The organism is Clostridium sp. LXY-7 (assembly GCF_056172015.1).
The window spans coordinates 513,259-539,818 of the sequence record NZ_JBLLJL010000002.1; the positions used below are offsets into that span (position 1 = coordinate 513,259).

22 protein-coding genes and 1 CRISPR repeat array are annotated in these 26,560 nt (G+C 29.9%); of the genes, 19 read left to right on the forward strand and 3 right to left on the reverse strand.

Annotated elements, in window-relative coordinates; genetic code table 11:
* Positions 1-69 precede the first annotated feature (69 nt).
* Positions 70-612 (forward strand): YdcF family protein, encoded by a 543-nt coding sequence (locus ACI48Q_RS09535; RefSeq protein WP_474918850.1) that lies wholly within the window; start codon positions 70-72, stop codon positions 610-612.
* 202 nt (positions 613-814) lie between these two features.
* A CRISPR array of direct repeats spans positions 815-1,173; the repeat unit is 30 nt; unit sequence ATTGAACCTTAACATAGGATGTATTTAAAT.
* Between the two features lie 31 nt (positions 1,174-1,204).
* Here ACI48Q_RS09535 and ACI48Q_RS09540 read toward each other — a convergent pair.
* On the reverse strand, positions 1,205-1,957 hold the full coding sequence (locus ACI48Q_RS09540; protein WP_474918851.1) for an acyl-[acyl-carrier-protein] thioesterase: 753 nt from the start codon (positions 1,955-1,957) through the stop codon (positions 1,205-1,207).
* A gap of 369 nt (positions 1,958-2,326) precedes the next feature.
* Positions 2,327-4,417, reverse strand: coding sequence for a peptidoglycan-binding protein (locus tag ACI48Q_RS09545; RefSeq protein ID WP_474918852.1), 2,091 nt, complete (start codon positions 4,415-4,417; stop codon positions 2,327-2,329).
* Positions 4,418-5,000: 583 nt separating this feature from the next.
* Between ACI48Q_RS09545 and ACI48Q_RS09550 the strand changes: the two genes are divergently transcribed.
* From ACI48Q_RS09550 to ACI48Q_RS09630, 17 genes are all read left to right on the forward strand, one after another.
* On the forward strand, positions 5,001-6,908 hold the full coding sequence (locus ACI48Q_RS09550) for an acyl-CoA dehydrogenase family protein (protein ID WP_474918853.1): 1,908 nt from the start codon (positions 5,001-5,003) through the stop codon (positions 6,906-6,908).
* A 56-nt stretch (positions 6,909-6,964) separates the two neighbouring features.
* Entirely contained in the window at positions 6,965-8,164 is a 1,200-nt protein-coding gene (locus ACI48Q_RS09555) for an FprA family A-type flavoprotein (RefSeq protein WP_474918854.1), read from the forward strand.
* A 560-nt stretch (positions 8,165-8,724) separates the two neighbouring features.
* A complete protein-coding gene (locus tag ACI48Q_RS09560; RefSeq protein ID WP_474918855.1) occupies positions 8,725-10,203 on the forward strand; it encodes an Lsa family ABC-F type ribosomal protection protein in 1,479 nt (492 codons plus the stop codon).
* Positions 10,204-10,917: 714 nt separating this feature from the next.
* Positions 10,918-13,854 (forward strand): insulinase family protein, encoded by a 2,937-nt coding sequence (locus ACI48Q_RS09565; RefSeq protein WP_474918856.1) that lies wholly within the window; start codon positions 10,918-10,920, stop codon positions 13,852-13,854.
* Positions 13,855-14,147: 293 nt separating this feature from the next.
* On the forward strand, positions 14,148-14,960 hold the full coding sequence (gene proB / locus ACI48Q_RS09570) for a glutamate 5-kinase (RefSeq protein ID WP_474918857.1): 813 nt from the start codon (positions 14,148-14,150) through the stop codon (positions 14,958-14,960).
* Positions 14,961-14,986: 26 nt separating this feature from the next.
* The gene (locus ACI48Q_RS09575) at positions 14,987-16,231 is read left to right on the forward strand and encodes a glutamate-5-semialdehyde dehydrogenase (RefSeq protein ID WP_474918858.1); all 1,245 of its coding nucleotides are present in this window, start codon (positions 14,987-14,989) and stop codon (positions 16,229-16,231) included.
* 253 nt (positions 16,232-16,484) lie between these two features.
* A complete protein-coding gene (locus ACI48Q_RS09580; RefSeq protein ID WP_474918859.1) occupies positions 16,485-16,955 on the forward strand; it encodes a hypothetical protein in 471 nt (156 codons plus the stop codon).
* 10 nt (positions 16,956-16,965) lie between these two features.
* Complete coding sequence (locus ACI48Q_RS09585; RefSeq protein ID WP_474918860.1) at positions 16,966-17,649, forward strand: cytochrome c biogenesis CcdA family protein; 684 nt, start codon at positions 16,966-16,968, stop codon at positions 17,647-17,649.
* Positions 17,650-17,670: 21 nt separating this feature from the next.
* The gene (locus ACI48Q_RS09590; protein ID WP_474918861.1) at positions 17,671-18,237 is read left to right on the forward strand and encodes a TlpA family protein disulfide reductase; all 567 of its coding nucleotides are present in this window, start codon (positions 17,671-17,673) and stop codon (positions 18,235-18,237) included.
* A 24-nt stretch (positions 18,238-18,261) separates the two neighbouring features.
* A complete protein-coding gene (locus ACI48Q_RS09595) occupies positions 18,262-18,939 on the forward strand; it encodes a response regulator (RefSeq protein WP_474918862.1) in 678 nt (225 codons plus the stop codon).
* Between the two features lie 136 nt (positions 18,940-19,075).
* Positions 19,076-20,329 (forward strand): sensor histidine kinase, encoded by a 1,254-nt coding sequence (locus tag ACI48Q_RS09600; RefSeq protein WP_474919512.1) that lies wholly within the window; start codon positions 19,076-19,078, stop codon positions 20,327-20,329.
* A 483-nt stretch (positions 20,330-20,812) separates the two neighbouring features.
* On the forward strand, positions 20,813-21,547 hold the full coding sequence (locus ACI48Q_RS09605; RefSeq protein WP_474918863.1) for an MBL fold metallo-hydrolase: 735 nt from the start codon (positions 20,813-20,815) through the stop codon (positions 21,545-21,547).
* A gap of 175 nt (positions 21,548-21,722) precedes the next feature.
* Entirely contained in the window at positions 21,723-22,361 is a 639-nt protein-coding gene (locus tag ACI48Q_RS09610) for a Vat family streptogramin A O-acetyltransferase (protein WP_474918864.1), read from the forward strand.
* Positions 22,362-22,443: 82 nt separating this feature from the next.
* Positions 22,444-22,608, forward strand: a complete 165-nt coding sequence (locus ACI48Q_RS09615) for a hypothetical protein (RefSeq protein WP_474918865.1) — start codon at positions 22,444-22,446, stop codon at positions 22,606-22,608.
* A 195-nt stretch (positions 22,609-22,803) separates the two neighbouring features.
* Entirely contained in the window at positions 22,804-23,706 is a 903-nt protein-coding gene (locus ACI48Q_RS09620) for a GNAT family N-acetyltransferase (RefSeq protein WP_474918866.1), read from the forward strand.
* Between the two features lie 279 nt (positions 23,707-23,985).
* A complete protein-coding gene (locus ACI48Q_RS09625; protein ID WP_474918867.1) occupies positions 23,986-24,255 on the forward strand; it encodes a CD3324 family protein in 270 nt (89 codons plus the stop codon).
* A 41-nt stretch (positions 24,256-24,296) separates the two neighbouring features.
* Positions 24,297-24,590 carry a RidA family protein gene (locus tag ACI48Q_RS09630; protein WP_474918868.1) on the forward strand — a complete coding sequence of 98 codons (294 nt, stop codon included), beginning with the start codon at positions 24,297-24,299 and terminating at the stop codon, positions 24,588-24,590.
* 146 nt (positions 24,591-24,736) lie between these two features.
* Here ACI48Q_RS09630 and ACI48Q_RS09635 read toward each other — a convergent pair whose 3' ends face one another.
* Positions 24,737-25,690, reverse strand: a complete 954-nt coding sequence (locus ACI48Q_RS09635) for a helix-turn-helix transcriptional regulator (RefSeq protein WP_474918869.1) — start codon at positions 25,688-25,690, stop codon at positions 24,737-24,739.
* Between the two features lie 146 nt (positions 25,691-25,836).
* Here ACI48Q_RS09635 and ACI48Q_RS09640 point away from each other — a divergent pair, with 146 nt between their 5' ends.
* Positions 25,837-26,361 (forward strand): dihydrofolate reductase family protein, encoded by a 525-nt coding sequence (locus ACI48Q_RS09640; protein ID WP_474918870.1) that lies wholly within the window; start codon positions 25,837-25,839, stop codon positions 26,359-26,361.
* Positions 26,362-26,560: the final 199 nt, after the last annotated feature.

Genomic DNA, 26,560 nt, shown 5'->3' on the forward strand with positions numbered 1-26,560 from the left:
AATATATATTATAACAGCAATAATAAGCCCTTATTTATATTGAAAAATACAGTAACTTATGGAGGGAATATGAAAACTATAACTGATATTACAAATTTTATTTTCCTTGAGAATGATCTTGAAAAGGCAGCTGAACTTTGGAAAAATAAGTATGCACCACTCATTCTGCCTTCTGGAAAATATAGTCCTAAACGTGGATGCTTTCCAAAACCATCATCAAAAGCAGAGAAATATAATGATATATATACCACAGAGTGGGATTTTTTAAATGATGTTTTGATTAAAAATGGTGTTGATAAAAATGCAATTTTAAGGGAAGACAATGCTGAATATACATATCAAAATGCTTTTAAATCTCGTGAAGTTACAGATAAATTAGATTTGCATATAAATAAAGCAATAATTTGCTGTAAGAGTTTTCATGCAAGACGTTGTTTTATGTATTATCAGTGGGCATATCCAGAGTCAGAACTAATCATTTGCCCATCAGAAGTACAAGGAATTAACAAGGGCAATTGGTTTAATTCAGAAAATGGAATAGATAAGGTTATGGGTGAGTTAATGAGAAGTGGCTCACAATTTAAGGATTATATCATGGAACTTACTAAATAATTTTTATATTATAACTAAAAATCAATTTTACCAACCTAATCTAAAACAAAACTCTTCGCAATCCATTGATAACTGAAGGCTTGTGAGGAGTTTTTTATGATTTTTTAAAAAACACAAAGCAGTTGGTAAAATTGTAAATAAACCATTTATTTACAATGTTTTAGAGTGTATAATGAAAATATGAAATGGCTTGATTACAGTGATTGAACCTTAACATAGGATGTATTTAAATTCTGGAAGTACTGGCCTTGATAGAGGGATAACTAACATTGAACCTTAACATAGGATGTATTTAAATAGAGAATTATTGTTGATAGATGTAAAGCATGCAAGAATTGAACCTTAACATAGGATGTATTTAAATTCTTGTACTTTAAATACATATTCTCCATCACTTGAAATTGAACCTTAACATAGGATGTATTTAAATTGTCATTATGATTCATTGGTTTTATTGTATATCTCATTGAACCTTAACATAGGATGTATTTAAATCTAAGAGAACTTCTTTCTAATTCAGATTTAAGTCTTATTGAACCTTAACATAGTATATACTTAAAATATATGCAGCTCTATCTAAAGGAATAGCATTTTAGCTATTCCTTTTCCATTTAAATTGTAATTTCGTAAGAAGCTTTTTATCATTACCTATAATAGTGTGAAGAGTAGTAAGTTCATCATCTTTATTTTCTATTACTTCACTAGAAATATGAAGGGTATCTCCGTCAGTTGTTTCTTTTTTAAATAACACCTTAATATTAGATAAGCTATATTCTTTCAAAATAGATCTTGGCAGTGTATCTAGTGCCATTTCCATATATTTCACATTGTTAACATGACTATTTGAATCAATGTCACTATATCTAATAGGATAGTCATTAGAATAGTCTTCTTTTTCTAACTTCAATATATCATCTAAAGGAATAGGTTCTTCTAACTCGCCTTTAATTCCATATATTTCATATTGGTCAGGGGATATTTTCATAGGACGTCTCTTTTCAATATCAATTAATATAGCTATAGAAAGTGCCTCAGCTATAACTTTACCTTGTGAATTTTTAATAGTATATCCTCTGTAACCATAAAACTTCTTAACGCCTAATACCTCAGTATCCACACTTATGATTTCTTTAAATTTAGGATATTCATATATATTTATATCATACTTCAAAAGAACCCAAAAACAATTATTATGTACGAATCCTTTTTCTGTTTCACCTAAGGACTCAGATTGCGAAATAACAATATCCCATAAGTAATCTACTAAAGATGAAAATTTACATTGTAGTTTAGAATCAACATCATAGATGTTGATTTTGTACTCTTTTTTAAATTTAACATTCAAATATATTCCCTTCTTTCATATTATGATAGTTTATAAATAAATTATCATAATATGAACAAATAGACAATTGTTTTTCAATAATGAGGTAATTAATCCTCTATTTGAAAATTAATATAATAAATACTAATCAATGAAAAAAAGAGTATGATAAAGAAGAATTACTATATTCAGTGATAGGAAAATATGTTTTAGATATTCAACATGTAGGTAGCACATCATGCCTAAAACGTCTTTAGCACCATGAAAAACTCCTCCTTGGAATGTATTGTTATTAACAACTATTACCAAGGAGGAGTTGAATTTATTTAGTTTACACAAAATTCTTTACAGGGCCAAAAACATTGGACTTATATTATGCTTCAACTAAAATTACCTTCTACCAGTGAAGAAATCGTCATAGGTTGATGCAATTTTGTCCCAGGTTATTCTATTCACAACCCCAGTTCTCCTTAAGCCAAATACCTTTTGAAGACTCTTAACATTTCTTTCAGTTGCTAAGTCAAATATATTGTCTACAGGTAAAATCCTTATGTTATATCCGTTTTTAGCCAAAACATTCATATACTCCTTAAGAACAGCAACATATCCATTGTTATCTCCAAGTTTTAGTTCAAATGGGAATGGGAAAAGGATGTCTGATGTATTTATATTCCTACCAGAGTCTAACTCCAAATACACAAATACAATATTCCGCCAAGTATTAATATCCACCTCACCATCTTGAACTAATCCAAAAGTTTTTTGAAATCTTAGTACGGTATCTTGTGTTTTTCCATCAAAATCTCTATCAACATTAACTTCTGGTATCTCTTTATAGAGTGTAGATATCTTTCTAAGCATTGTTTTAAGTCTTCTAACATCTTTATTGCTGAAGTTTTTCCTTAAAACATACCCTGGATATCTAGTTAAATCCTCCACTGAGTAGAGTTCTGTTAAATCTAGATATGCACAGTATATAATATTCCAAAGCTTTCTATCAATTGATTTTAAAGGAGCTAAATTAAATGCTTTTTCAAATTCCATTAAGGTTTCCAGAGTTCTATAATCAAAAATACCAGTTATAGTATTTTTCTTAAGCCCATAAGCCTCTGCTAGGGTACTTAAATATACTTGTATCTCCCTTACTTTTCCTCCTTTAGAACCATATTTTAATCCTTCTAAAGGATATTCTCCATCAAAATTTGCATCGAACTCTTCTATAATCATATATTCTTCTATTTCTGGATCTAATTCAGCTAATCTTTTTACAGCAGTATAAATTGCTGATAACCTATACCAAGTTGCTCTTCCAACTATTCCATCTTGAACTAAATTAAATACTCTTTGAAATACTTTAACGGAGGCTTCAGTGTTAGGCCCAAAGATTCCATCTACAGGAATTAACTTAGGAATAGCTGGATAATTTTGCGATATTCTATTTAATTGTTGTTGTATTATAGTTACATTGGAATTTCTGTCGTTGATCCTTATTGCTGATCCTGGATATGACTCTACTAGCCCCGCAATTATTGGAGTTCTTTTTAGTATTTTATCATTACCATAATAATACTGTAGCATTTCAAAAGCATTTATACCAGAGTTTGCTAAGTCTACAGTTCCCCATTGAGATAACCCATTACACCTAGAGGTTGTACCATTACAGTATTGTGTAAAATATGGTGCTTTGCTATTAACTATAGAAAAATATTCATTAAAAATAGAATCTACAATTTTGCTTATATTTTCAAATATATTTCCTCCATTTATAAAGTATTGATCATAGGCTGTAGAATTTGTTATTTGAAATGAGTATCCTCTACTTACATACCATTCTGTATAAACTCTGTTAAGGGCAAAGGTTATTTGTGCATAAATATTGGCTCTTAGAGATTCTTCAGGCCATGTTGGGTAAATCTCATGGGAAGCAACATTTTTAATGTAATCTACGAATCTGACAGTGACATTTTGAGCAAATGCACTAGGCGCTCCAAGGTGTACTGTAATATACTCTGGTATATATACTTCTCTTAATACAAAAGGTTGAGATAATATACCGGTTTTCTGATCTCTTTGAACATCCAATAATAATTGATGAGGAGGTATTACAATCCTCTCTTCCGTTGTGTTATAGAAATCAGCCGCACCAATTTTAACCCTCTCATTTAATGACACATTTTGAATAGAAGTAGTTTCATCAAAAATACTAACTCCTTCTATTTGAACATCATTATATCCTTCTGCTCTTATTAACATATCATATCTAGCATAAGGAATGTATATTTTATTCATTGGTTCTAATGACAAACTTTTATCCGGAGCTTCTAACTCAATAACCTGACTTCTGCCACTTTCATCTACACCACTGTCTGTCTCAAAAATAACCTCTTTTGTTTCATGATCTCTAATTCTTATCTTTGCACTTGTGATAGGTAAAGCTTCTTGTTCCTTTGAAAGTTGAACTATTATATATCCTTTTCCCATTTTACACCACTAAATATTGATCTAATATATTATATTGATGTATTTCCACTTTGATACTGACAACTTATGGTATAAAAATAATTGTATTAAAATCAGCTATTAATGCTGAATTGCCCTAAAGGATAGGACTACCTAGATTAGACAGATCATTCATGTAGTGTTCACCAAAGTAAAAAGGCAGAAATACATTTTTACTTGTTTTTAAGCAAATATGGCCATATTATGGTAGCTACTTTTCAGTACATGAGCGAGATACTAAGAAAATCAAAGAAATTTGTACATTTTATAGGATTATTTTACTCAGAACACTCCATATTAATCCATTTACCTGTAACTATTAGAAAATTGTACCAAATCAAAGTTGTAATAATAATTATTAAGTAGTATAATAAATTATGTAATTATTGTATGCATTTAGTAAGAAGTATTCGGAATATAATAGGAAATAACAAATACATTGATTAGATGACTTCTAGGGGAGAAAGACTTGAAGGAGTCACTTGAGTTTAAGGAATTTCGATTGCTACAAATTCATCAGGGAAGTGCATTCATGAAATCGTTTTAATTATGGGGAGGTGTATTTATGTTTTTTAAGACTACAGAACAACATGAAAATTTGAGGACAAAAATCAGAAAGTTCGCTGAAGAGGAAGTTAAACCTATTGCCTTTATGTTGGATCAGGAAAATAAATTCCCTTCGGAAGCAATTAAAAAGCTAGCTGATATGGGTATGATGGGTATACCATATCCGAAAGAGTACGGTGGAGCAGGATTGGACGTAATCAGCTATGCAATGGCTGTTGAGGAATTATCAAGAGTGGATGGTGGTACAGGCGTAATTCTTTCCGCTCATACATCTTTAGGTGCATATCCAATTGCTGCCTATGGAACAGAAGAACAAAAACAAAAATACTTGGTTCCATTAGCAAAAGGAGAGAAGCTTGGTGCATTTGGTTTAACGGAGGAGAATGCTGGTAGTGACGCAGGTGGTACTGAGACTACTGCTGTCTTAGAAGGTGATTATTATATTTTAAATGGTGAAAAAATCTTCATCACCAACGGAGGTGAAGCTGAGACTTACATCATTTTTGCAGTTACTACACCAAATATAGGTACTCGTGGCATCAGTGCGTTTATCATAGAGAAGGGCTGGGAAGGCTTTAGCTTCGGACAACATTACGACAAGATGGGTATTCGTTCTTCTGCAACTGCAGAGCTTATTTTCAACGATGTGAAAATACCTAAGGAAAATTTATTAGGTAACGAGGGTGATGGTTTTAAGATTGCTATGTCAACCTTGGATGGTGGTCGTATTGGTATTGCAGCTCAGGCTCTTGGTATTGCCCAAGGTGCTTATGAGAATGCACTAGAGTATTCAAAAGAAAGAATTCAATTTGGAAAACCTATCTGTCAACAACAGGTCATTTCTTTTAAATTGGCTGATATGGCCACAAAACTTAGAGCAGCTAGGTTACTTATTTACAGTGCAGCAGAGCTAAAAGAAAATCATGAGCATTACAGTATGGAATCTGCTATGGCTAAACAATACGCTTCTGATGTTTGCCTTGAGATTGTAAATGATGCTCTTCAAATATTTGGTGGAAGTGGTTATCTAAAAGGCATGGAAGTTGAACGTGCCTATAGAGATGCCAAGATTTGTACAATATATGAAGGAACGAATGAGATTCAACGTATGGTTATCGCTGCTAATATCATCGGTAAAATGCCGAAGACAGAGCATGTAGGTAAAAGTTCTAAAAGCGGACCTGCCACAGGTTACCGTAAGAAAGTTATTTTCAAGAGTGGAACTGCTGAAGAAAGAGTTAATGCTCTTGTAGAAGCCCTTAAGGCAGATGGCTATGATTTCACAGTGGGAATTCCTATGGACACTCCTATAAGCAAAGCTGAAAGGGTAGTCAGCGTAGGTCAAGGCATAGGTGAAAAAGAAAATATGAAGCTTATAGAAGATTTGGCAGTTCAAGCCGGTGCAGCTATAGGTTCATCTCGTCCAGTAGCTGAAACCCTTAAGTATGTACCAATAAATCGTTATGTTGGTATGTCAGGTCAAAAATTTAAGGGAAATCTTTACATTGCCTGTGGTATTTCAGGTGCAGGTCAACATTTAAAAGGTATAAAGGATGCTTCTACAATTGTTGCTATAAATATCAATGCTAATGCGAAAATTTTTAAGAACGCAGACTATGGTATCGTTGGCGATTTAATGGAAATATTGCCATTGCTTACTGTCGCTTTAGACAACGGAGAACCTAAGAAGGAGGCTCCAGCAATGAAGAAGATTAAGAGAGCTGTTCCAAAGAAAGTTGCTCCAAGCTGGAAATATCATGTATGTAACGGATGTGGTTATGAATACGATCCTAGCGTGGGTGATCCCGAAGGCGAGGTAATTCCAGGCACACTCTTTGAAAATCTACCTGAAGAGTGGACATGTCCTGCTTGTGGTGAAGAAAAAGATATGTTTATAGAAGTTTGATTTCTATAATAGTTAGACATAATAAGGTTTTTCTAGTTTAAAGGAGGATTAAATCTATGTATTGTGTTAGAAATATAACTGAGGATCTTTATTGGGTTGGTGGCAACGACCGTCGACTTGCTCTATTTGAAAACATTCATCCTATTCAACGAGGTGTTTCCTATAACTCTTATCTACTTTTAGATGAGAAGACAGTACTCTTTGATACGGTGGACTGGTCAATTTGTCGTCAGTTACTTGAGAATATTAAAGAGGTTCTAGGCGATAGGACTTTAGATTACATGATAATCAACCATATGGAGCCAGATCATGCAGCCTGCATTGAAGAGATTATTCTTCGTTATCCAAATGTAAAAGTTGTATGTACTGAAAAAGCTTCCTTGTTTATGCGTCAGTTTGGGTTCCAAGTGGATGGCAAATTAATAGAAGTCAACGAAGGGGATACTATGTCCTTTGGAAAACATAACGTTGCATTTGTGTCTGCTCCAATGATACATTGGCCAGAAGCTATGGTAACATATGATACTACCAACGGTGTACTATTTTCTGCTGATGCCTTCGGGTCTTTTGGCGCATTGGATGGTAAGCTATTTAATGACGAGTTGAACTTTGACCGCGATTGGATTGACGATGCTAGAAGGTATTATACAAACATTGTAGGTAAGTATGGTCCCCATGTTCAGGCTCTTTTGAAGAAGGCCGGCAGTCTCGACATTAAGATTATCTGCCCACTACATGGACCGGTATGGCGTAATGATTTTGGATACTTGTTAGATAAGTACGATAAGTGGAGTCGCTATGAACCAGAGGAAAAGGGTGTAATGATTGTTTATGGAACAATGTACGGCAATACAGAGGCTGCTGCCAACGACTTAGCAACAAGGTTAGTGGAAAAGGGAATGACAAATGTAGTTATGTATGATGTTTCAAAAACTCATGTCTCTTATTTGATTTCTGAGACATTCAAGTATAGCCATGTGGTTCTTGCATCAGTGACCTACAACTTAAATATTTATCCACCGATGCTAAATTATATAATGGATATGAAGGCATTAAATCTTCAAAAACGTACTTTTGCTATTATAGAAAATGGGTCATGGGCTCCTCAATCCGGCAAGTTGATGCGTGATATTTTGGGGCAGATGAAAGAAATGACTATTTTAGACAGTGATATAACAGTGAACTCTAGCCTGAAAGAAGAAGATGGTGATTCAATGGATGCCATTGTTGACAGTATTATGGAATCAATGAAGTAATTTTAAAAACCATAAATTTAGGATGGGCTCATGGACAAAATCCATGAACTCATCCTTTTTGGTTTACATGATAATATTACTCTTAAGCTCCAAAATCAGTTGGGTAAATCATTGGAATTGTTGATTTTTTCAACGCATAGTGGTACAATATCAATAAATTTGAAATTTGAGGTGAAATGATGATTAAATTTTCTTGCTAATTTTTAAAGTGCAATATGATAGAAAGATAAACGGATGTGTTCTGTTTATTTTGTTGTGCTTATGCAAGAAAGTTGTTCTTTTTTCTCTTAATGTATACTCTTATGTTATGCTATAATGATTAGCTTAACTACGGATATTCATGAGCTGTAAGAATAATAATTTCTTGCGGCTTTTATTTTTTATAAATAATGAGAATAAGGAGGATGGATAATATAATGGAAAATAAAGATACTATGCTAACACATGATAATCTCTATATAGAGCCGGATACTTCAGGCGACATTTATATGGAGTAAGACCAGTCGCCTATTATTCCGACTTTGTTATTTGTACCATTAATTACAAAGGAGGACAAAAATATGTCTTTAATAAATGTTACAAACCTGACCTTCGCTTATGAAGGCAGTTATGATACTATTTTTGAAAATGTCAGCTTTCAAATCGATACCGATTGGAAATTGGGCTTTGCCGGAAGAAATGGACGAGGAAAAACTACCTTTCTGAATCTTTTACTTGGGAAATACGAATATACTGGAGATATTTCGGCTAATGTAACTTTTGAATATTTTCCTTATGAGGTTCAGGAACAAGAAAATTTCACCATAGATATAATAAAGGAAATCAGTCCAAATTCAATGGATTGGGAAATAATGAAAGAATTATCGTTGTTGGATATAGAGGATGATGTTTTATACAGACAATTTTATACACTATCAAAAGGAGAGCAGACCAAAGCATTGCTCGCCGCTATGTTCTTGAAGGAGAATTCATTCCTACTTATTGATGAGCCCACAAATCATTTGGATGCTGAAGCTAGAAAAAAACTCAGTAATTACTTAGGAAAAAAGAAAGGATTTATTCTGATTTCACATGATAGGTCTTTTTTGGACAATTGTATTGATCATATTCTCTCAATAAATAAGACAAATATAGAAATACAAAAAGGTAATTTTTCCAGCTGGTGGGAAAATAAAAAAAGGCAGGATGGCTTTGAGCTAGCAGAAAACGAAAAGCTTAGAAGAGATATTAATCGTCTATCGGAGTCTGCCAAACGAACGAACAATTGGTCACATGAAGTGGAAAAATCAAAAAAAGGAACAACAAACTCTGGCTCCAAGCTGGATAAAGGCTATGTTGGCCATAAGGCTGCTAAAATGATGAAACGTTCCAAGTCAATCGAAAACAGACAGCAAGCTTCTATTGAAGAAAAGTCTAAGCTTCTCAAAAATATTGAAAGCTCCGACAGCTTGAAGATTTCTCAACTTGCTTATCATAAAAATAAACTTGTGGAACTTGAAAATATTTCGATCTTTTACGGTAATACCATGGTTTGCAAAGATATTGGCTTTAGTATTGAACAAGGTGACCGAATTTCACTCAAAGGTAAAAACGGCTCAGGAAAGTCAAGCATTATCAAGCTTATTTGTGATGAGAATATAAAATATACAGGCACTTTCAGAAAAGGAAGTGAGCTTAAAATATCCTATGTATCACAGGATACATCGCATCTTAAGGGCAATTTAACTGACTACGCTTTTGAAAACAATATTGATGAAAGTCTTTTTAAAGCAATTTTAAGAAAACTTGATTTTTCAAGAATTCAATTTGAAAAGGATATGTCATCGTTTAGCGGCGGCCAAAAGAAAAAAGTGTTGATTGCAAAAAGTCTTTGCGAGAAAGTTCATTTGCATATTTGGGATGAACCACTTAATTTTATTGATATCATCTCTCGTATGCAGATAGAACAGTTACTCCTTGAATATTCACCAACATTATTATTTGTGGAGCATGACAGTGAATTTTGCAAAAATGTTGCAACAAAGTTTTTTGAGCTTTAGCTAAATGAATCAGAGTGTATTAAAGGGGGAGTGATAGGTCTCCCCCTTTTGTTTGTCTAAAATAGAATAGTAATGAACGGAGAAAGCTATATGGAGCAAGAACAAGATGAGTGAAAAGCTGTTGATTATATTTATGAATTACATGTTTTTATATATTAGATAAGTATGAATTTACATCTATTACTTATACCTCTGCATATCCCTTGTGATGAAAGAAATCCCTTATAATAATTAGAGAATCAAAGAAATCTTAAAACATATTTACATATATGTAAAATAATGATAAACTGAATATGTTAAAAATAATTAAAAGGGAGGTCGTTTGTAAATGAAAAATTTAAGAAGTATAGGTAAAGATGAATTCAATAATGTTTGGAACGACCTTTATGATAATTTTTAGAATATTTGTTTTCATATTTTAAGTCATGGGGTTGTTTATACTCTGTGACTTTTTATATTCTATATTGTAGAAATAGAAGGTTGTAGATAATTTAGGTTTTTAGCCAAGGAATATCTATGACTTTTTTATTTTATATGTCTTAACATATAGATTGTAATAATGAAACTACATAATTCAAATAAGCTTTTCTTTTATAAGTTAATTAATATGAAGTTCTAATTAATATTATTTTATATTTAAGCCTATTTGTATTATGTAGAAACTTAATTACAGCTTATATATAAATTTTTATTAATTATAAGGAGATGATTGATATGGAATTTAAAATTAATGAAATGCATCATGGGTTTAAGTTATTAGAAGAAGAGAAGATTGATGAAATTCAATCAGTAGCTAGAGTGTTTGAACATGTTAAAAGTGGGGCAAGGCTTTTGCATTTAGAAAATGAAGACGATAATAAATTATTTTCTATTGGATTTAGGACAACCCCCACAGATAGTACAGGAGTAGCACATATTTTAGAGCATTCTGTACTTTGTGGCTCAAGAAAATTCAAAACTAAAGATCCTTTTGGTGATATAGGTAAGAGTTCTTTAAATACTTTCTTAGATGCTATGACTTATACAGATAAAACTATTTATCCTGTTTCAAGTAGAAATCATAAGGATTTTATGAATTTAATGTATGTATATTTAGATGCAGTTTTACATCCTAGAATATATGAAAACCATGAAATATTACGCCAAGAAGGTTGGAGATATGAAGTTGACCCAAAAACAAATAAGTTATCTTATAAAGGTGTAGTATATAGTGAAATGCAAGGAGCGCTGTCTTCTCCAGAGGCAATAATTTGTAAACATATATATAGTTCCTTATTTCCAAATACTACTTATGCTTTTGTATCAGGTGGAGACCCAGAAGACATACCTAATCTTACTCAAGAGGATTTTGAAAAGTTTCACAGTAAGTTTTATCATCCATCTAATAGCTATATTTTCTTGTATGGAGATCAAAATTTAGAAGAATGTTTAAAACTTATAAATAATGAGTATCTTAATGAGTTTGATAGAATAGAAATACCTTCACATATAGAAAATGTAGAAGCCTTTAAATCTATGGTAGAAAAGACATCACAGTATTCTATCAGCGAAGATGAAAAGGAAGAAAACAAAGCTTTTTTAGCTTTAAGTTTTGTATTTGAGGAAACAAGCAATGCTGAGGCATATTTAACTAGTGAAATACTTTATAATATGCTTATTGAATCTTCTGCATCTCCTATTAAAGAAGCATTACTTAAAGCAGGTATAGGCGAATGTATAATTACTATTGATGAAATGAATATGGACCCAACAAAGCAAATCTTATTTCCAATAGTTGTTAAAAATACAAATAGTAACATGAAGGATAAATTTAAAGAGATTGTTTTAAATACCCTTAAAGAGCTTGTAAAGAATGGTATTGATACAAATCAGTTACTAGCAGCTATAAATACAGTTGAATTTAATCTTCGTGAAGCTGATCCATGGAAAATTGCTAATAAGGGACTTCAATATAATGAAAAAGTTATGAATAGTTGGATATATGACGGAAATCCACTTGTTCATTTAAGGTATGAAAAGAATCTTAATAATATAAAGGAAGCTATAAAAGATAGATATTTTGAGAGTTTTATTGAAAAAAATATGATAAAAAATTCTCATTGTTCACTAGTGATTTTAAATCCTAAAAAAGCATTAGAAAATGAAAAAATTAAGGCTCTAGAAGAAAAGTTAGAAAAGTATAGAAATTCTTTATCAGAAAGAGATTTACAAGGACTTATATGTAGAAATAAAAAACTACAAGAAGCTCAAGTTAAGGTTGATACAGAAGAAGAAAAGAACACTATTCCTAAACTACCTATGGAAGAGATAAATAAGAAAGCAGAACAAATTCCTCAAGAAGTTGTAAACGAACAGGGAATAACTATACTTAAACATCATATTCACACAAATAAAATAGCATATATAAATTTATTGTTTGATGCAAAAATTCTTGAAGAAAAATATATTCCTTATTTAGGACTTCTAAGAGATATGTTAGGAGAACTTGATACAGAAAGAAAAATTTACTCTGAGCTTGTTACGGAAGTTTATAAAAATACAGGGGGAATAACCTTTAAAAATGAGATTTATACTGAGAAGAATAATCACAAGATGTATCATCCTAAATTTACTATTAAGTCAAAGGCAATTTCAGATAATATTCCTAAGTTATTAGAGCTAATCAATGAAATAATAACTACTACTAAATTTGATGATGTAAATAGAATTAAACAAGTTATTCAAGAGACAAAGTCAAAACTTCAAATGAGGATTATAAATGCAGGTAATGAAATTGCAATGACTAGAGTATTTTCTAAGTTTTCTTATGCTCAAGAGTATAGAGATAGAATTGATGGAGCTTCATATTATGAATTTATATGCAATTTAGAAAAGAATTTTGAAAATAGCAGTGATGAAATTAAAAATAATCTTACGAAAGTGTATGAAACTATATTTAATAAGAATAATTTAATTGTTTCAGTAGTTGGAGGAGAAACTGAAAGTAAAAAATTACTTTCAAATATAAATATAATTTTAGATAATATTAAAGATGTTATATGTGAGGTTCCTAAGTTTGAATATAATCAATCAAAAGATGTAGAGGGATTAATAACTGCTAGCAATGTACAATATGTAGTTAAGGGCTTCAACTTTGCCAAGTTTGATTATAAGTATTCAGGAGAGATGAAAGTTCTTAAAAACATATTAGAGAGTGAATATTTATATCCTAAAGTTCGTCTTCAAGGTGGAGCTTATGGCTGTTACATGCATATGACTAATGACGGAAATTTAGCCTTTTTCTCCTATCGTGATCCAAATCTTACAAGGACAATAGATGTATATAATGAAACCCATAAGTTCTTGGAAAATATGGATTTTACGAATAAAGATATGGAAAACTTCATAATTGGAACAATAGGTCGGGTATATAAACCATTGACTCCTGATAAAAAAGGTGAAAAAGCAGTTAGAGATTATGTTTGCAATATAACCTATGAGGATGTTCAAAGAGAAAGAGATGAAATTTTAAATACAACTATTGAAGATGTAAAAGCTTATACAAAAATGATTAAATCAGGAATGGATGAACATTACTGCTGTGTAGTAGGTAACGAAGGAAAAATTAAAGAAAATGAAACCATCTTTCATAAGATAAGTAAATTGTTGTAGAATGTGAGAGTTTGCATATATCTTCTGGCAACCTAATGATAGAAAAATGGGCAGCATGTATATTTTAAAAATGGATAAATATACATTGTGTATTAAGTTTAGTTTTGATATATTAAAAGATCTTTATATAAATAAAATCTCCATGGATGATATTGTTCATTTGTGGGGATTTTTTAGCTTTATAAAATCATTGTAACTGTAAATATATTTTAGTTCGTTGTACTTTTATGATAATATTATTATAAGCTTATTAATAGATAAAATTATTGAAGGAAACTTAAGAGGAGAGAAAAATGAAATATCGCGAAAATATTAAAAATTCAAAAAGGATAATTATAAAAATTGGTACATCAACCTTAACCTATGACAATGGAAACATAAACTTAAGAAGAATTGAAAAAATAGCCATGTCAATATCTGACTTAATAAATAGTGGGAAAGAAGTAATCCTTGTAACATCTGGATCCATAGGTGTTGGAGTAAGCAAAATGAACTTAAAGGAAAGACCAAAAACTATTAGAGAAAAGCAGGCAGCAGCATCTGTAGGACAAGTAGCACTTATGAATATTTATAGCAAACTATTTGGAGAATATGGCTATTCAGTAGGTCAAATACTTTTAACAAGAGACATTATAGAATGTGAAAGAAGTAGAAATAATGTTGTAAACACTTTTGAAACTTTGCTAGAAAGCGGAATAATTCCAATAGTAAATGAAAATGATAGTGTATCTATAGATGAAATTGAAAACGTATCTAGATTTGGAGATAATGACAATCTAGCAGCAATAGTTTCTACTATTGTGGATGCAAATCTTTTAATAATACTATCAGATATCGATGGTTTCTATGATTCCAATCCAAGAACAAATAAGGATGCAAAGCTTATAAAAGAAGTGAAATCTATAACGGAAGAAGTACAAAGTTTTGCAGAAGGTGCAGGAAGTAATTTAGGTACAGGTGGCATGGAAACTAAAATACATGCAGCCAAGCTTGTAACTGATAATGGCACAAATATGATATTAGCAAATGGAAAAGACCCAAGTAGACTTATTGATATATTAAATGGAGACGATGTAGGAACTTTATTTCTGGGAAAAGAAAGATAAACAAAATATAAAGGGAGTAATTTTGGATGGAAGAGTTAATTTTAAAAGGTAAAAAAGTAAAAGAAGCTGCGTACATATTATCAAATATTTCAACAAATGAAAAAAACAAAGCTCTAAATGAAATGTCAAAAGCATTATTAGAAAATGCTAGGGAAATAATAGCAGCAAATAAAATTGACATAGAAAATGCAAAAAATAAGGGAACATCAGAAGCAATAATAGATAGATTGCTTTTAAATGAGGATAGAATCAAAGGAATGAGTGGAGGCTTAACACAAGTAGCGGGCTTAGAAGACCCTGTAGGTGAAGTAAGTTCAATAGTAACTAGACCAAATGGACTACAAATAGGGAAAAAAAGAGTGCCTCTAGGAGTAATAGGAATAATATATGAGGCAAGACCAAATGTTACTTGTGATGCAGTAGGGCTATGTTTAAAATCAGGTAATGCAACAATACTAAGAGGTGGAAGTGAAGCCATAAACTCCAACAAAAAAATAGTAGAAGTATTAAAAAAAGCCTTAGAAAAAACTCAGTTGCCAGTAGATTGTATTCAATTAATAGAAGATACAAGCAGAGAAACTGTTAAAAACATGATGAAGCTAAATGAATATATAGATGTGCTAATACCAAGAGGAGGAGCTGGACTAATAAAATCAGTAGTAGAAAATGCCACGGTACCAGTAATAGAAACTGGAACAGGAAACTGCCATGTTTATGTTGATAAAAATAGTGACTTAGAAATGGCAAAACAAATAGTTATAAATGCAAAAACTACTAGACCAGCAGTTTGCAACTCTGAGGAAAAATTACTTGTTCAAGAAGATATAGCAAAAGAATTTATTCCAGTAATAGTAGATGAATTAAGACAAAGAAAAGTAGAAGTTAGAGGAGACAAAAAATCTATAGAAATAGTAAATGGCATAATACTAGCAGATGAAGAGGACTATTATAAAGAATATTTAGATTATATAATTTGTATAAAGGTAGTAAAAGATATAGATGAAGCTATAAGTCATATAAATAAATATGGCTCAGGACACTCTGAAGCTATAGTAACAAATGATTATCAAAATGCTCAAAAATTTCATCAACAAGTAGATGCAGCAGCAGTTTATGTGAATGCTTCTACTAGATTTACTGATGGAGAGGAATTCGGATTTGGAGCAGAAATAGGCATAAGCACCCAAAAACTACATGCAAGAGGTCCAATGGGACTTAAAGAACTTACTACTAATAAGTATATAATATTTGGAAATGGTCAAATAAGATAATAATTAAGGAGTGAATCATATAAAACTATATGTTTATTTATCTTACAATTTAAATATGAATAAATATATATTGTGTATTAAGTTTAATTTGAATATAATAAAAGACTTTTATATAAATAAAATCCCCGTGGATGATATTTTTCATCTATGGGGATTTTTCGTTTTTTGTGCAGTGTAAAGCGAATAAATCTTCATAATATCAACAAGTAATTTAGGTATTATTATTTTATTATCAAGCAAGAGGAGTGATACTATGAGGGTAAAAATCCTAACAATATTAGGAGTAAGTATACTAATTTTAACTGCAGTAGGTTTTTACATATTCAACAATGAACCTAAATCCCTATCAGATAATAAAGCAGAGAATATTAAAAAATTTGATGAGGTATATAGTAGTGAAATAAATAAGAGTTATGGCGGAAGTTACTTAGATAAAGTAGTAACGATGGTTGACGCCAAAGAAAAATTTAATATAAAAATCAATGATATTAATAAGGGTAGTAAGATAATACTTATTAATTCGTCGAATGGAGAAAAGCAGGATATGATTTATACGGAAAATAATGAATTTGTTTTAACCACTAAACTTGACGAAGGTGTAAATTATGGGATTCTTATGGACAATAAATTAATTGGTGGCATAAGAGTTGTAGATGAATTAGATAAAGCAGATAAAGAAAAAATATATGAAGAAGTAATGAGCAGTTTACAATGCGGTATTTAGGAGGAAAACTATGAACTATATATTACTATTTTTAGAAGGGATAATAACCTTTATATCTCCTTGTATATTGCCAATGATTCCAATATACGTTTCATATTTTGCGGGGGGAGATATAGATAATAAAAATTATAAAAACAGAGCATTAATAAGTTCAATAGCATTTGTTGCAGGATTTACCTTTGTGTTTACCTTATTAGGTGTAGCAGCGGGAACAGTAGGTGTCATTTTCAATAAATATATGAGGGAGATAAATATAGTATCAGGATCTATCATGGTAATATTTGGTCTGAACTATTTAGGCATAATAAATGTAGGATTATTACATAGAAGCTTTAAAATAAATAAGCCAACAGAACATAAAAAATCCTATATTATGTCTACAGCATTATTTGGAATGATATTTGGATTTGGATGGACACCGTGTGTAGGGCCATTTCTAGGATCAGCACTTATGATAGCATCAAATTCCACTAATGTATTTATGGGAGCATCAATGCTAATGATTTACAGTTTAGGTCTTGGAATACCATTTATACTATCAGCACTTCTAATAGATTCTCTGAAAACTACTTTTGAATTCATAAAGAGAAACTATAAGACAATAAATAGAATATCAGGGGTTCTGCTAATTATTATAGGGATAATGATGATAACTGGTTACCTAAACTTATTATTGTCAATATTGACATTTTAAATTATAAAGGGAGCGATAAATTTGAAAAATAATAAAAGATACATATATATAAGTGTTATAATGTTAGCTTTACTTGTAGGGGTCAAATTGGGATATGACTATTTATCAAGCAATTACAAAAGTAATGAAGCTATTAATAATGTATCAGATGAGAATTCTAGTTTTCAGCCAGCAGTAGATTTTACAGTTTATGATAAAGATAATAATGAAGTAAAGCTATCAGATTATAAAGGGAAGAAGGCTGTAGTAGTAAATTTCTGGGCAAGCTGGTGTTCTCCATGTAAGTATGAGATGCCATATTTTCAAGAATCAACAAATAAATATAATAATGAGGATTTAGAAATACTAATGGTGAACCTCACAGATGGAATGAGGGAAACTAAAGGGTCTGCAGAGGGATTTATGAAAGAAGAAGGATATAATATGAACGTGATGTTTGATATAGACCTTGATGCAGCTAATAAATATAAATTAAATGCTATTCCAAGAACAGTATTTATAGATAAAGAAGGAAACTTAGTGTATGATCATGTAGGAATCATTGATAAAGAAATACTTGATGAAAATATAAATAAGATAATTAATTAAGTACCCATATGGAGGTATAATTTTATGAAAGAAACTATACTTGTTATAGATGATGAATTTAAGATAATAGAAGTTATAAAATTGTATTTAGAAAATGAGGGATATACTGTAATACAGGCTACAAGTGGGGTTGAGGCATTAAAAAAGCAAAGTGAGTTTAATCCTGATCTATTAATATTAGATTTAATGTTACCTGATATATCAGGTGAAAATGTCTGTGAGCGCATAAGGAAAGAATCTGAAGTACCAATAATTATGCTAACTGCTAAATCAAGTGAAGATAGTATACTAAATGGATATTCAATTGGAAGTGATGACTATATAACAAAACCATTTAGTCCAAAGCAATTAGTAGCGAAGGTTAATGCAGTTTTAAAAAGAGTTAAGGTAAATCAATGTGAAAACTTAATTTTTAATAATGAATTAATCATAGATATTGTTAATAAGAAAGTAGAATACAATAACAAAGAAATTATATTAACTGCTTCGGAATACAAAATACTATCTATACTAGCCAGAAATCCTAATAGAATATTTTCACGGGAAGAGTTAATGGATTATATAAGTAGAGATAATATTTGTATCTATGATAGAATAATTGATACTCATATAAAAAATATAAGAGCTAAACTAAATCAAGATAGTAAAAATCCAACTTATATAAAAACTATTCGTGGTATGGGATATAGGTTTAATGTTTAATAAATTAAGATATAGAGTAAGCTTCATTTTTATATTATTATCCTTGAGTATCATATTTTTAGTAAACATAGTAAATCATTATTACATTGAGAAGAAGTTTAATATATATACTAGCGAAAAAATACAACAGTCGAAAATGGAAATCAAAAATAAAATATCAAATGCATACAGTAATAATTCATGGGATGAGAAAGCTATTGAGAACATAGGAACAGATGCAATAACTGGAGGATTACTTATAACAGTTAAAGATAAAAATGGTAATGTTATATGGGATGCAAGAGAATATGATAATATTGTATGTGAAAAGATTTTAAATAAAATTATAGAAAATACTAATAAAGTAAGCCCAGATGTAGATATTAAAAATACATTTGATAAATTTGACCTAGAACAAGGCGAAGCTTTAATAGGAAAATTAGAAATTGAGTATATAGGTCCAATTTATTATGAAGATTCAGATGTTATATTTTTGAGAATGCTAGATAGAGTATTATTTATACTAGGTCTACTATTTTTCATTATATCTATTATAGTAGGATGGTTATTGTCTTATGCTATCAGTAAACCTATCTTAAAGGTAATAGGTGCAACAAATCTTATATCAGAAGGAAATTATTCCAAAAGCATAAAAGAAGATTACAGTATATATGAAATCAATAAACTTGTAAAATCAATAAATATGATGGCAGGAGATTTAGATAAGCAAGAAAGAATAAGACAAGAGCTAACGAAGGATATATCACATGAGCTTAGAACCCCTCTAACAACTATGCAAGCACAACTTGAGGCAATAATGGATGGTCTATGGGAGCCATCTCAAGAAAGGTTAAAGAGTATATATGATGAACTTCAAAGATTAAATAGATTAACTGTATCCATAGATGATTTATCAAGATGTGAGGGCAGTAAACTAAGGTTAAATAAGTCAGAAGTAGATTTAGAGACTGTAATAACTACAATTTTAACAAATTTTGAAAAGCAGTTATTAGATAAAGATATAAATTTACAAGTCGATCTTAAACATATTGATATTATGATAGATAAGGATAAAATAAGCCAGGTAATAATTAATATTATCTCAAATGCTATTAAGTATACTCCAGATAAAGGAGAGATATTTGTTAGATGTTTTACTAAATCTGATAATGTATATATATCTATAAAAGATAGCGGAATAGGTATAAGTAATGAAGATAAAGACTATATATTTGAGAGATTTTATAGAACGGATAAGTCAAGGGCTAGGGAGACCGGAGGAGTTGGGATAGGACTTACAATATCAAGAGAAATAGTCAAGGCTCATGGTGGCAGTATAAATGTATATAGTAAATTAGATGAAGGTAGCAACTTTGTAGTAAAACTGCCAATAAAATTTTGTGGGACATAATATTTAAACTTAATTTTTATATCAATCTAGAAGACACTCTTACTTTTGGTAGGTAGGAGTGTCTTTTTAATTTTTCCAATATATAATCCTTATTGACAATGAAAATACTTTATTATACAATCAAGTTAAAATGTGATTATGTGAAAAGGAGATTTAAAGAGATGATTTTAGTTGCTTTTAGCTAAACTATTAAAATTAAATAGTTTGAAATGCTTTTAAAGTTCTACACTAGAGCTTTATTTAATTATGCATTTTAAGAACAATATCATCTATTAAACTCTTTTATATAAAAATAAAATAACTATAAATGCACACATATAAAACTATATGTTTATTTATATTGCAATTTAAATAGGATAAATATATATTGTGCACTAAATTTAATTTTAATATATTAAAAGATTCTATATAAATAAAATCCCCATGGATGATATTGTTCATCTGTGGGGATTTTTTAGTTTTATATTAAAGGTGGGATATTTTATGGCATTAACAAAAGTTACAGAAAGAATCTATTTTCTTGAAAATGATAAAGAAGCGGATAGACCGTTAATTGGATACATTAAAGGGGATAAGTATTCTTTAATGGTGGATGCAGGAAATTCGAGAAATCATGTTAAAAAATTTAATGACTCTATAGAAGAATCAAATTTAAGATTACCTGATTATGTGGCTATTACTCATTGGCATTGGGATCATACTTATGGGATGAATGCAGTTACCGGAAAAACAATAGCATGTGAAATAACTAATGAAAGATTAAAAGTTATGTCTAAATGGGAATGGACAGAAGACGCAATGAATCAACGGCTTTTAACTGGAGAGGATATTGAATTTGCAGATACGAATATCCGCAAAGAATATAAAGTCCTTCAAGATATAAAAGTTATACCTGCTGATATAGTGTTTAAAAATGATTTAGAAATAAATTTAGGAGGATTAGTGGTTATTCTAAAAAATGTTATTGCACCTCATTCAGAAGATTCTGTTATAGTTTATGTACCTGAAGAAGAAGTAGTATTTATAGGAGATGCTTACAGTATAGATTTTTATAATAACTACAAGTATGATTCAGTTAAATTACAAAGTTTTATAAATATGTTAGAAGGATTAGAGTTTGATACTTGTTTTTTAGGACACTCATCACCTCTAAAAAAGACAGATATTATTGAATATTTAAAATCACAATATAGGAAGATCACTACAAGTAATGATTAAGTATAGCCTAAATTTCATTTTAAAGAAGGGCAGAAACATCTTATATTTATAAGATGATGTAGAGAAATTATATGAGGAATATAAGACTTTATTAAGTAGAGGTAAGCTATAGAATTATGAAAAAAAGTTTATAGAAGATGAAAATTTAAATTCAATTACAAAGGAGATAAGATATATGAATAGATTTGGCCCAAATCCAAACAGTATTTACCCTAATGAAAACATAAAGAGTATTTGCTATATAAAAAATGTTATTAAAAATCCTAATATTTTGGTTGGAGATTACACTTATTATGATGATGTAGGTGGAGCAGAAAAATTTGAAGAGCATGTTACACATCATTATGAATTTATAGGTGATAGACTTATTATAGGCAAGTTTTGTGCCATAGCAAAAGGAATAGAATTTGTCATGAATGGTGCAAATCATAGAATGAATTCTGTAACCACATATCCTTTTAATATTATGGGGAGTGGATGGGAAAAAGCAGCACCTACTCTTGAAGATTTACCTATAAAAGGTGATACTGTGATTGGTAATGATGTATGGATTGGACAAAATGTTACAGTAATGCCTGGTGTACATGTTGGAGATGGTTCCATTATCGCTGCTAATTCCGTAGTAACAAAAGATGTTCCTCCATACCATATTGCTGGAGGCAATCCATGTAAAATTATAAAAAAGAGATTTGATGATGAATTAATTGATTATTTACTAAAATTAAAATGGTGGGATTGGTCAGCAGAAAAGATATTTAAAAATCTTGAAATACTTTGCAGCCCAGATTTAGATAAGATTAAGACTATCAAATAACTTTTATACACCTTGTTCTATGGGATTCTGTGCAGAACATGCGGCTATTACTGCTATGATTACTGCTGGGGAAAATAGAATAATGAAAGTCATTGCAGTTTATGAAGATGGCACAATAATTCCACCATGTGGAAGATGTAGAGAATTCATTTGCCAAATTCATGATGAAAACTACAAATGCGAAGTAATGATAAAAAAGGATCTGGTACTTACCATTAATGATTTGTTACCCTATCGATGGGAATAGAATTGATTCGTAATTTTTAATAAACAAAAACAATAGAAAAAAGGAAGCATGCAGCTATGATTAATTAGCCATAAACTTATTGTATATAGCTTATGGCTAATTCTTATTTAGTAAAAGTTATTGAGGTTGTTTCACAAAAAATACTAAGATAAGATATAAGAAGATAATGTAAATATAAGAAAGGATAAACTAAAAATGAATGAATTTTTATTAATTAATGATAAAAAATATATTTATAGGTGTAATTACAAAGATGATAATGTGCTAAGAAATAGTTTTAATACCTTAACAGAGAAAACTTATGGTTTTAATTTTAAACAATGGTATGAGTATGGCTATTGGGGAGACAAATATATACCATACTCTTTGTTAGATGGAGATAAAGTAGTATCTAATGTTTCAGTAAATATTATAGACTTTTTAATTTTAGGAGAGCAAAAGAGATTTGTACAAATTGGAACGGTTATGACAGATGAAGAATATAGAGGACAAGGATTATGCAGAGCCCTTATGGAGGTAGTATTAAAAGAATGGGAGAATAAATGTGATCTTATTTATCTTTTTGCTAATGACAGTGTTCTTGACTTCTACCCAAAATTTGGATTTGAGCAGTGTAATGAATATCAATACTCAATAAACAAAATTAAAGAGAATAGGTCAGAAAAAATAAGAAAGATGAGTATGGATGATAAAAGAGACAGAGAATTTCTTTACAATATGGCTTGTAATACAATACCTATCTCAAAGGTTTCTATGAAAAATAATGCATCTCTTATAATGGTTTATTGTATATGTTTTATGAATGACAGTATTTATTATATTGAAGACTATGATGCGGTTGTTATTTGTAATTTTCATGAAGATGTTTTATATATGCAAGATGTATTTGCAACAAAAGAAATAAAATTAGATAAAATTATTAATGCAATAATGAATGAAGAAACTAAGAAAGTAGTTTTAGGATTTACTCCAAACAATATTTCTTCCTACGAAAAAAGTTCAGTGAACGAGGAGGATACTACTCTTTTTATTAAGATTGGAAAAGATAATCCATTTAAAACAGGAGCTTTAATGTTTCCTGTATTGTCACATGCATAATGGTAAATAAATAGACGATGACAATATGAAAAGAAAATGTTTTTATTTAATCTATTCTAATGCTTTTTATATTTATGCTATAATAAAGAGCACATAAATTAAAAGGGAAAAATGCATATGTTAATAAATTTAATCAGATTTATTGAATTAAGCTCCAAGCAAAAACTGTAATATAGATCAAAACATGATTTGTTAGGGGCTTTATGTAAAAATTAAAATAAGTGTTTTGTGTAGTTTTTGCTCAATTATTTACCCCAAAAGTAAATAGGAGTAGATAAAGTGAAATATGAAAAAGCACAAGATATATTACCTAAAGATATTCTTGAATTAATTCAAGAATACATGGATGGTGGTTATTTATATATACCAAGAAAATTTGACAATAAGAGATCTTGGGGCGAGTCAAGCGGTTCAAAGTTTGAGATAAGAGAAAGAAATATAGAGATATACAATAAATATAAAGAAGGTATATCAGTTAAGCAACTTGCTAAAGACTATTATCTATCTCAAAGTAGTATAAGAAGAATAATATGCCAACATAACACATAGTAAAGTCGATACTTAGTCTAAGATTAAGTATCGATTTTTTTGTGACTTCAGGTCAAGTAGGTGTGGATATAGATAACAATATTCCTGAATCAATTAATGATCAAGTGGAAAATACGTTTAAAAATATTGCTGATCTATTAGCATCTCAGCAATTATCTGCCCATAATGTAATTAAGGTTAATATTTGGGCAACTGAAGAAATCGATTGGGCTTATTTATATGGTAAGTGGGATTCATTATTTGGAACAGAATATCCTTCAATGACTGTTGCATATATAAGTGCATTAGGCTTACCTGAATTAAAAATAGAAATAGAATTCTGGGCTGCAAAATAACTATTACATCTATCTTACTAAAATAATATAGCCATGCTAGATTATTTAAATCAATCATGAAACCCTGGACAATACAGAAATGTGTTGTCCAAGGTCTTTATTATATATTTAAGCCTATTTGTATTATGTAGTTTCATTATTACAATCTATATATCATATATTTCCATTACTTCAGAGGCTTTCATTTTAATTTCATTAATAGCTTCAATAGGTTTAATTATTTTTATATTTTTACCATAGGTAAAAGCAAATTCAATACCCTGCCAAATACTATCAAAATTTATATCTAAATAAATTTCATTATCTTTTATAAATTTATTATTTATAGTTATAAATTTTCTTTCTTGTATATGATTTAGAATAGAAGGATTAACCTTAAAAGTAAAGGTGTATTTAGGGATTAAAGACTTAAAATTACTTGTAGATGACTTCCAATGAGTTTCTAAGTTGAAATCCTTTGGTCTATGAAAATGCTCATTTATTAAAAGAGCACTTTCTATAGAAGTTACTTTATAGGTTTTAATAATTTCAGTGTTTATTCCAATTAAATACCAAATACCTCTTTTACATACTAATCCTAATGGATTTAAGCTTACTTCTTTTGTTTCATTTATTTTTCTATATACTATTTTTAATACCTTATGATTCCAAATAGCATTTTGTAATACAGAAAGAATATCTTTATTTATATTATTAGGATTTTCGCCCCAAGTATACATATCTATGTAAATATAGTTTTGAATATTTTCAATTTCTTTAATTTGATTAGGAGAGGAATTTCCTAAGAGCTTAAGTAGTGTAGAGTCTTTAAGCTTTTGAATTCCTAAGTCTTCTAAAATTTTATCGCCAGTTGGGAGAAATAGTGAGTAAATTTCATCATTATTTATTCCATTTAAAGAAGTTTTATAATCCCCTAAAAGTTCTATTCCACCGTTTGTTCCTCTATCACTAAATATAGGTATTCCAAGACTACTTAAGGAATCAACATCTCTATAAATGGTTCTAACAGAAACTTCTAATCTTTGAGCTAACTCATTAGCTGTTAACTTTTTATGGATTTGTAACAACATTAATATAGAAATTAATCTATCAGCTTTCATAATAAATATCTCCTTTTCAATATGACATAAGGTGTCAACTATTATAAGTTATAATATATCTTGTATCAAGTAGAAATTGAGAATAAAAAAAATTCTACTAACAAATAATTAATATATTTAAAAATATAAAAAAGGGAGGAAAAAATATGAGTAGAAAAATAATATTGAATTTAGCGATGAGCATCGATGGATATATAGCAGCAGAAGATGGCGGGTATGATTGGATAGTTGGAGATGGGGATGATAAATTAGATACTGAAAAGAAATGGGATTATAATGAATTTTTAAATGGTGCAGATGTTGTATTGATGGGGAAAAACTGTTATGATCAAGGCTTCCACAATGATTTTAAGGATAAAAAAGTATATGTGGCAACATCACAAGAATTACAAGACCATGACAATATACATTTTATAAATGGTGATATATGCAAAGTAATAGAAGAAGAAAGAGAAAAAAAAGGTAAAGATATCTTCTTATTTGGTGGTGGTGGTCTCGTAGATAATTTTATTAAATCAGATATTATTGATGAGTATATAATTGGAATAATTCCTACAATATTAGGTAAAGGTAGACCTTTATTTTTGGGGAATAATCCTAAAATAGATTTACATTTAGATCAGTATATTATGGATAAGGGTATTACAATATTAAGATATTCAAAAAGATAAATATATAAGTTGAAAGTAAGTTTCTACATTATAAATTAATTGATATGAGCTTCATATTATCCCTGCTCAACCGTTTCGAAACCTTGATTTACTAAAGTTCTATTCAATAAAAAATCTAAAATACAACAACTCACTACGTTCGAACAGGTTGTATTTCTTAACGATTTTTTCTTTCATAGAGCTTAAGTAAATCTAATCT

What these genes read in the sequence shown, in the direction of transcription:
- ACI48Q_RS09610 (WP_474918864.1), top strand. Translation starts at nt 21,723, where the DNA reads ATGAATAGATTTGGCCCAAATCCAAACAGTATTTACCCTAATGAAAAC.
- ACI48Q_RS09565 (WP_474918856.1), top strand. Translation starts at nt 10,918, where the DNA reads ATGGAATTTAAAATTAATGAAATGCATCATGGGTTTAAGTTATTAGAA.
- ACI48Q_RS09595 (WP_474918862.1), top strand. Translation starts at nt 18,262, where the DNA reads ATGAAAGAAACTATACTTGTTATAGATGATGAATTTAAGATAATAGAA.
- ACI48Q_RS09635 (WP_474918869.1), bottom strand. Translation starts at nt 25,690, where the DNA reads ATGAAAGCTGATAGATTAATTTCTATATTAATGTTGTTACAAATCCAT.
- ACI48Q_RS09535 (WP_474918850.1), top strand. Translation starts at nt 70, where the DNA reads ATGAAAACTATAACTGATATTACAAATTTTATTTTCCTTGAGAATGAT.
- proB (WP_474918857.1), top strand. Translation starts at nt 14,148, where the DNA reads ATGAAATATCGCGAAAATATTAAAAATTCAAAAAGGATAATTATAAAA.
- ACI48Q_RS09575 (WP_474918858.1), top strand. Translation starts at nt 14,987, where the DNA reads ATGGAAGAGTTAATTTTAAAAGGTAAAAAAGTAAAAGAAGCTGCGTAC.
- ACI48Q_RS09545 (WP_474918852.1), bottom strand. Translation starts at nt 4,417, where the DNA reads ATGGGAAAAGGATATATAATAGTTCAACTTTCAAAGGAACAAGAAGCT.
- ACI48Q_RS09550 (WP_474918853.1), top strand. Translation starts at nt 5,001, where the DNA reads ATGTTTTTTAAGACTACAGAACAACATGAAAATTTGAGGACAAAAATC.
- ACI48Q_RS09615 (WP_474918865.1), top strand. Translation starts at nt 22,444, where the DNA reads ATGAAAGTCATTGCAGTTTATGAAGATGGCACAATAATTCCACCATGT.
- ACI48Q_RS09600 (WP_474919512.1), top strand. Translation starts at nt 19,076, where the DNA reads ATGGAAATCAAAAATAAAATATCAAATGCATACAGTAATAATTCATGG.
- ACI48Q_RS09605 (WP_474918863.1), top strand. Translation starts at nt 20,813, where the DNA reads ATGGCATTAACAAAAGTTACAGAAAGAATCTATTTTCTTGAAAATGAT.
- ACI48Q_RS09560 (WP_474918855.1), top strand. Translation starts at nt 8,725, where the DNA reads ATGTCTTTAATAAATGTTACAAACCTGACCTTCGCTTATGAAGGCAGT.
- ACI48Q_RS09640 (WP_474918870.1), top strand. Translation starts at nt 25,837, where the DNA reads ATGAGTAGAAAAATAATATTGAATTTAGCGATGAGCATCGATGGATAT.
- ACI48Q_RS09580 (WP_474918859.1), top strand. Translation starts at nt 16,485, where the DNA reads ATGAGGGTAAAAATCCTAACAATATTAGGAGTAAGTATACTAATTTTA.
- ACI48Q_RS09585 (WP_474918860.1), top strand. Translation starts at nt 16,966, where the DNA reads ATGAACTATATATTACTATTTTTAGAAGGGATAATAACCTTTATATCT.
- ACI48Q_RS09555 (WP_474918854.1), top strand. Translation starts at nt 6,965, where the DNA reads ATGTATTGTGTTAGAAATATAACTGAGGATCTTTATTGGGTTGGTGGC.
- ACI48Q_RS09620 (WP_474918866.1), top strand. Translation starts at nt 22,804, where the DNA reads ATGAATGAATTTTTATTAATTAATGATAAAAAATATATTTATAGGTGT.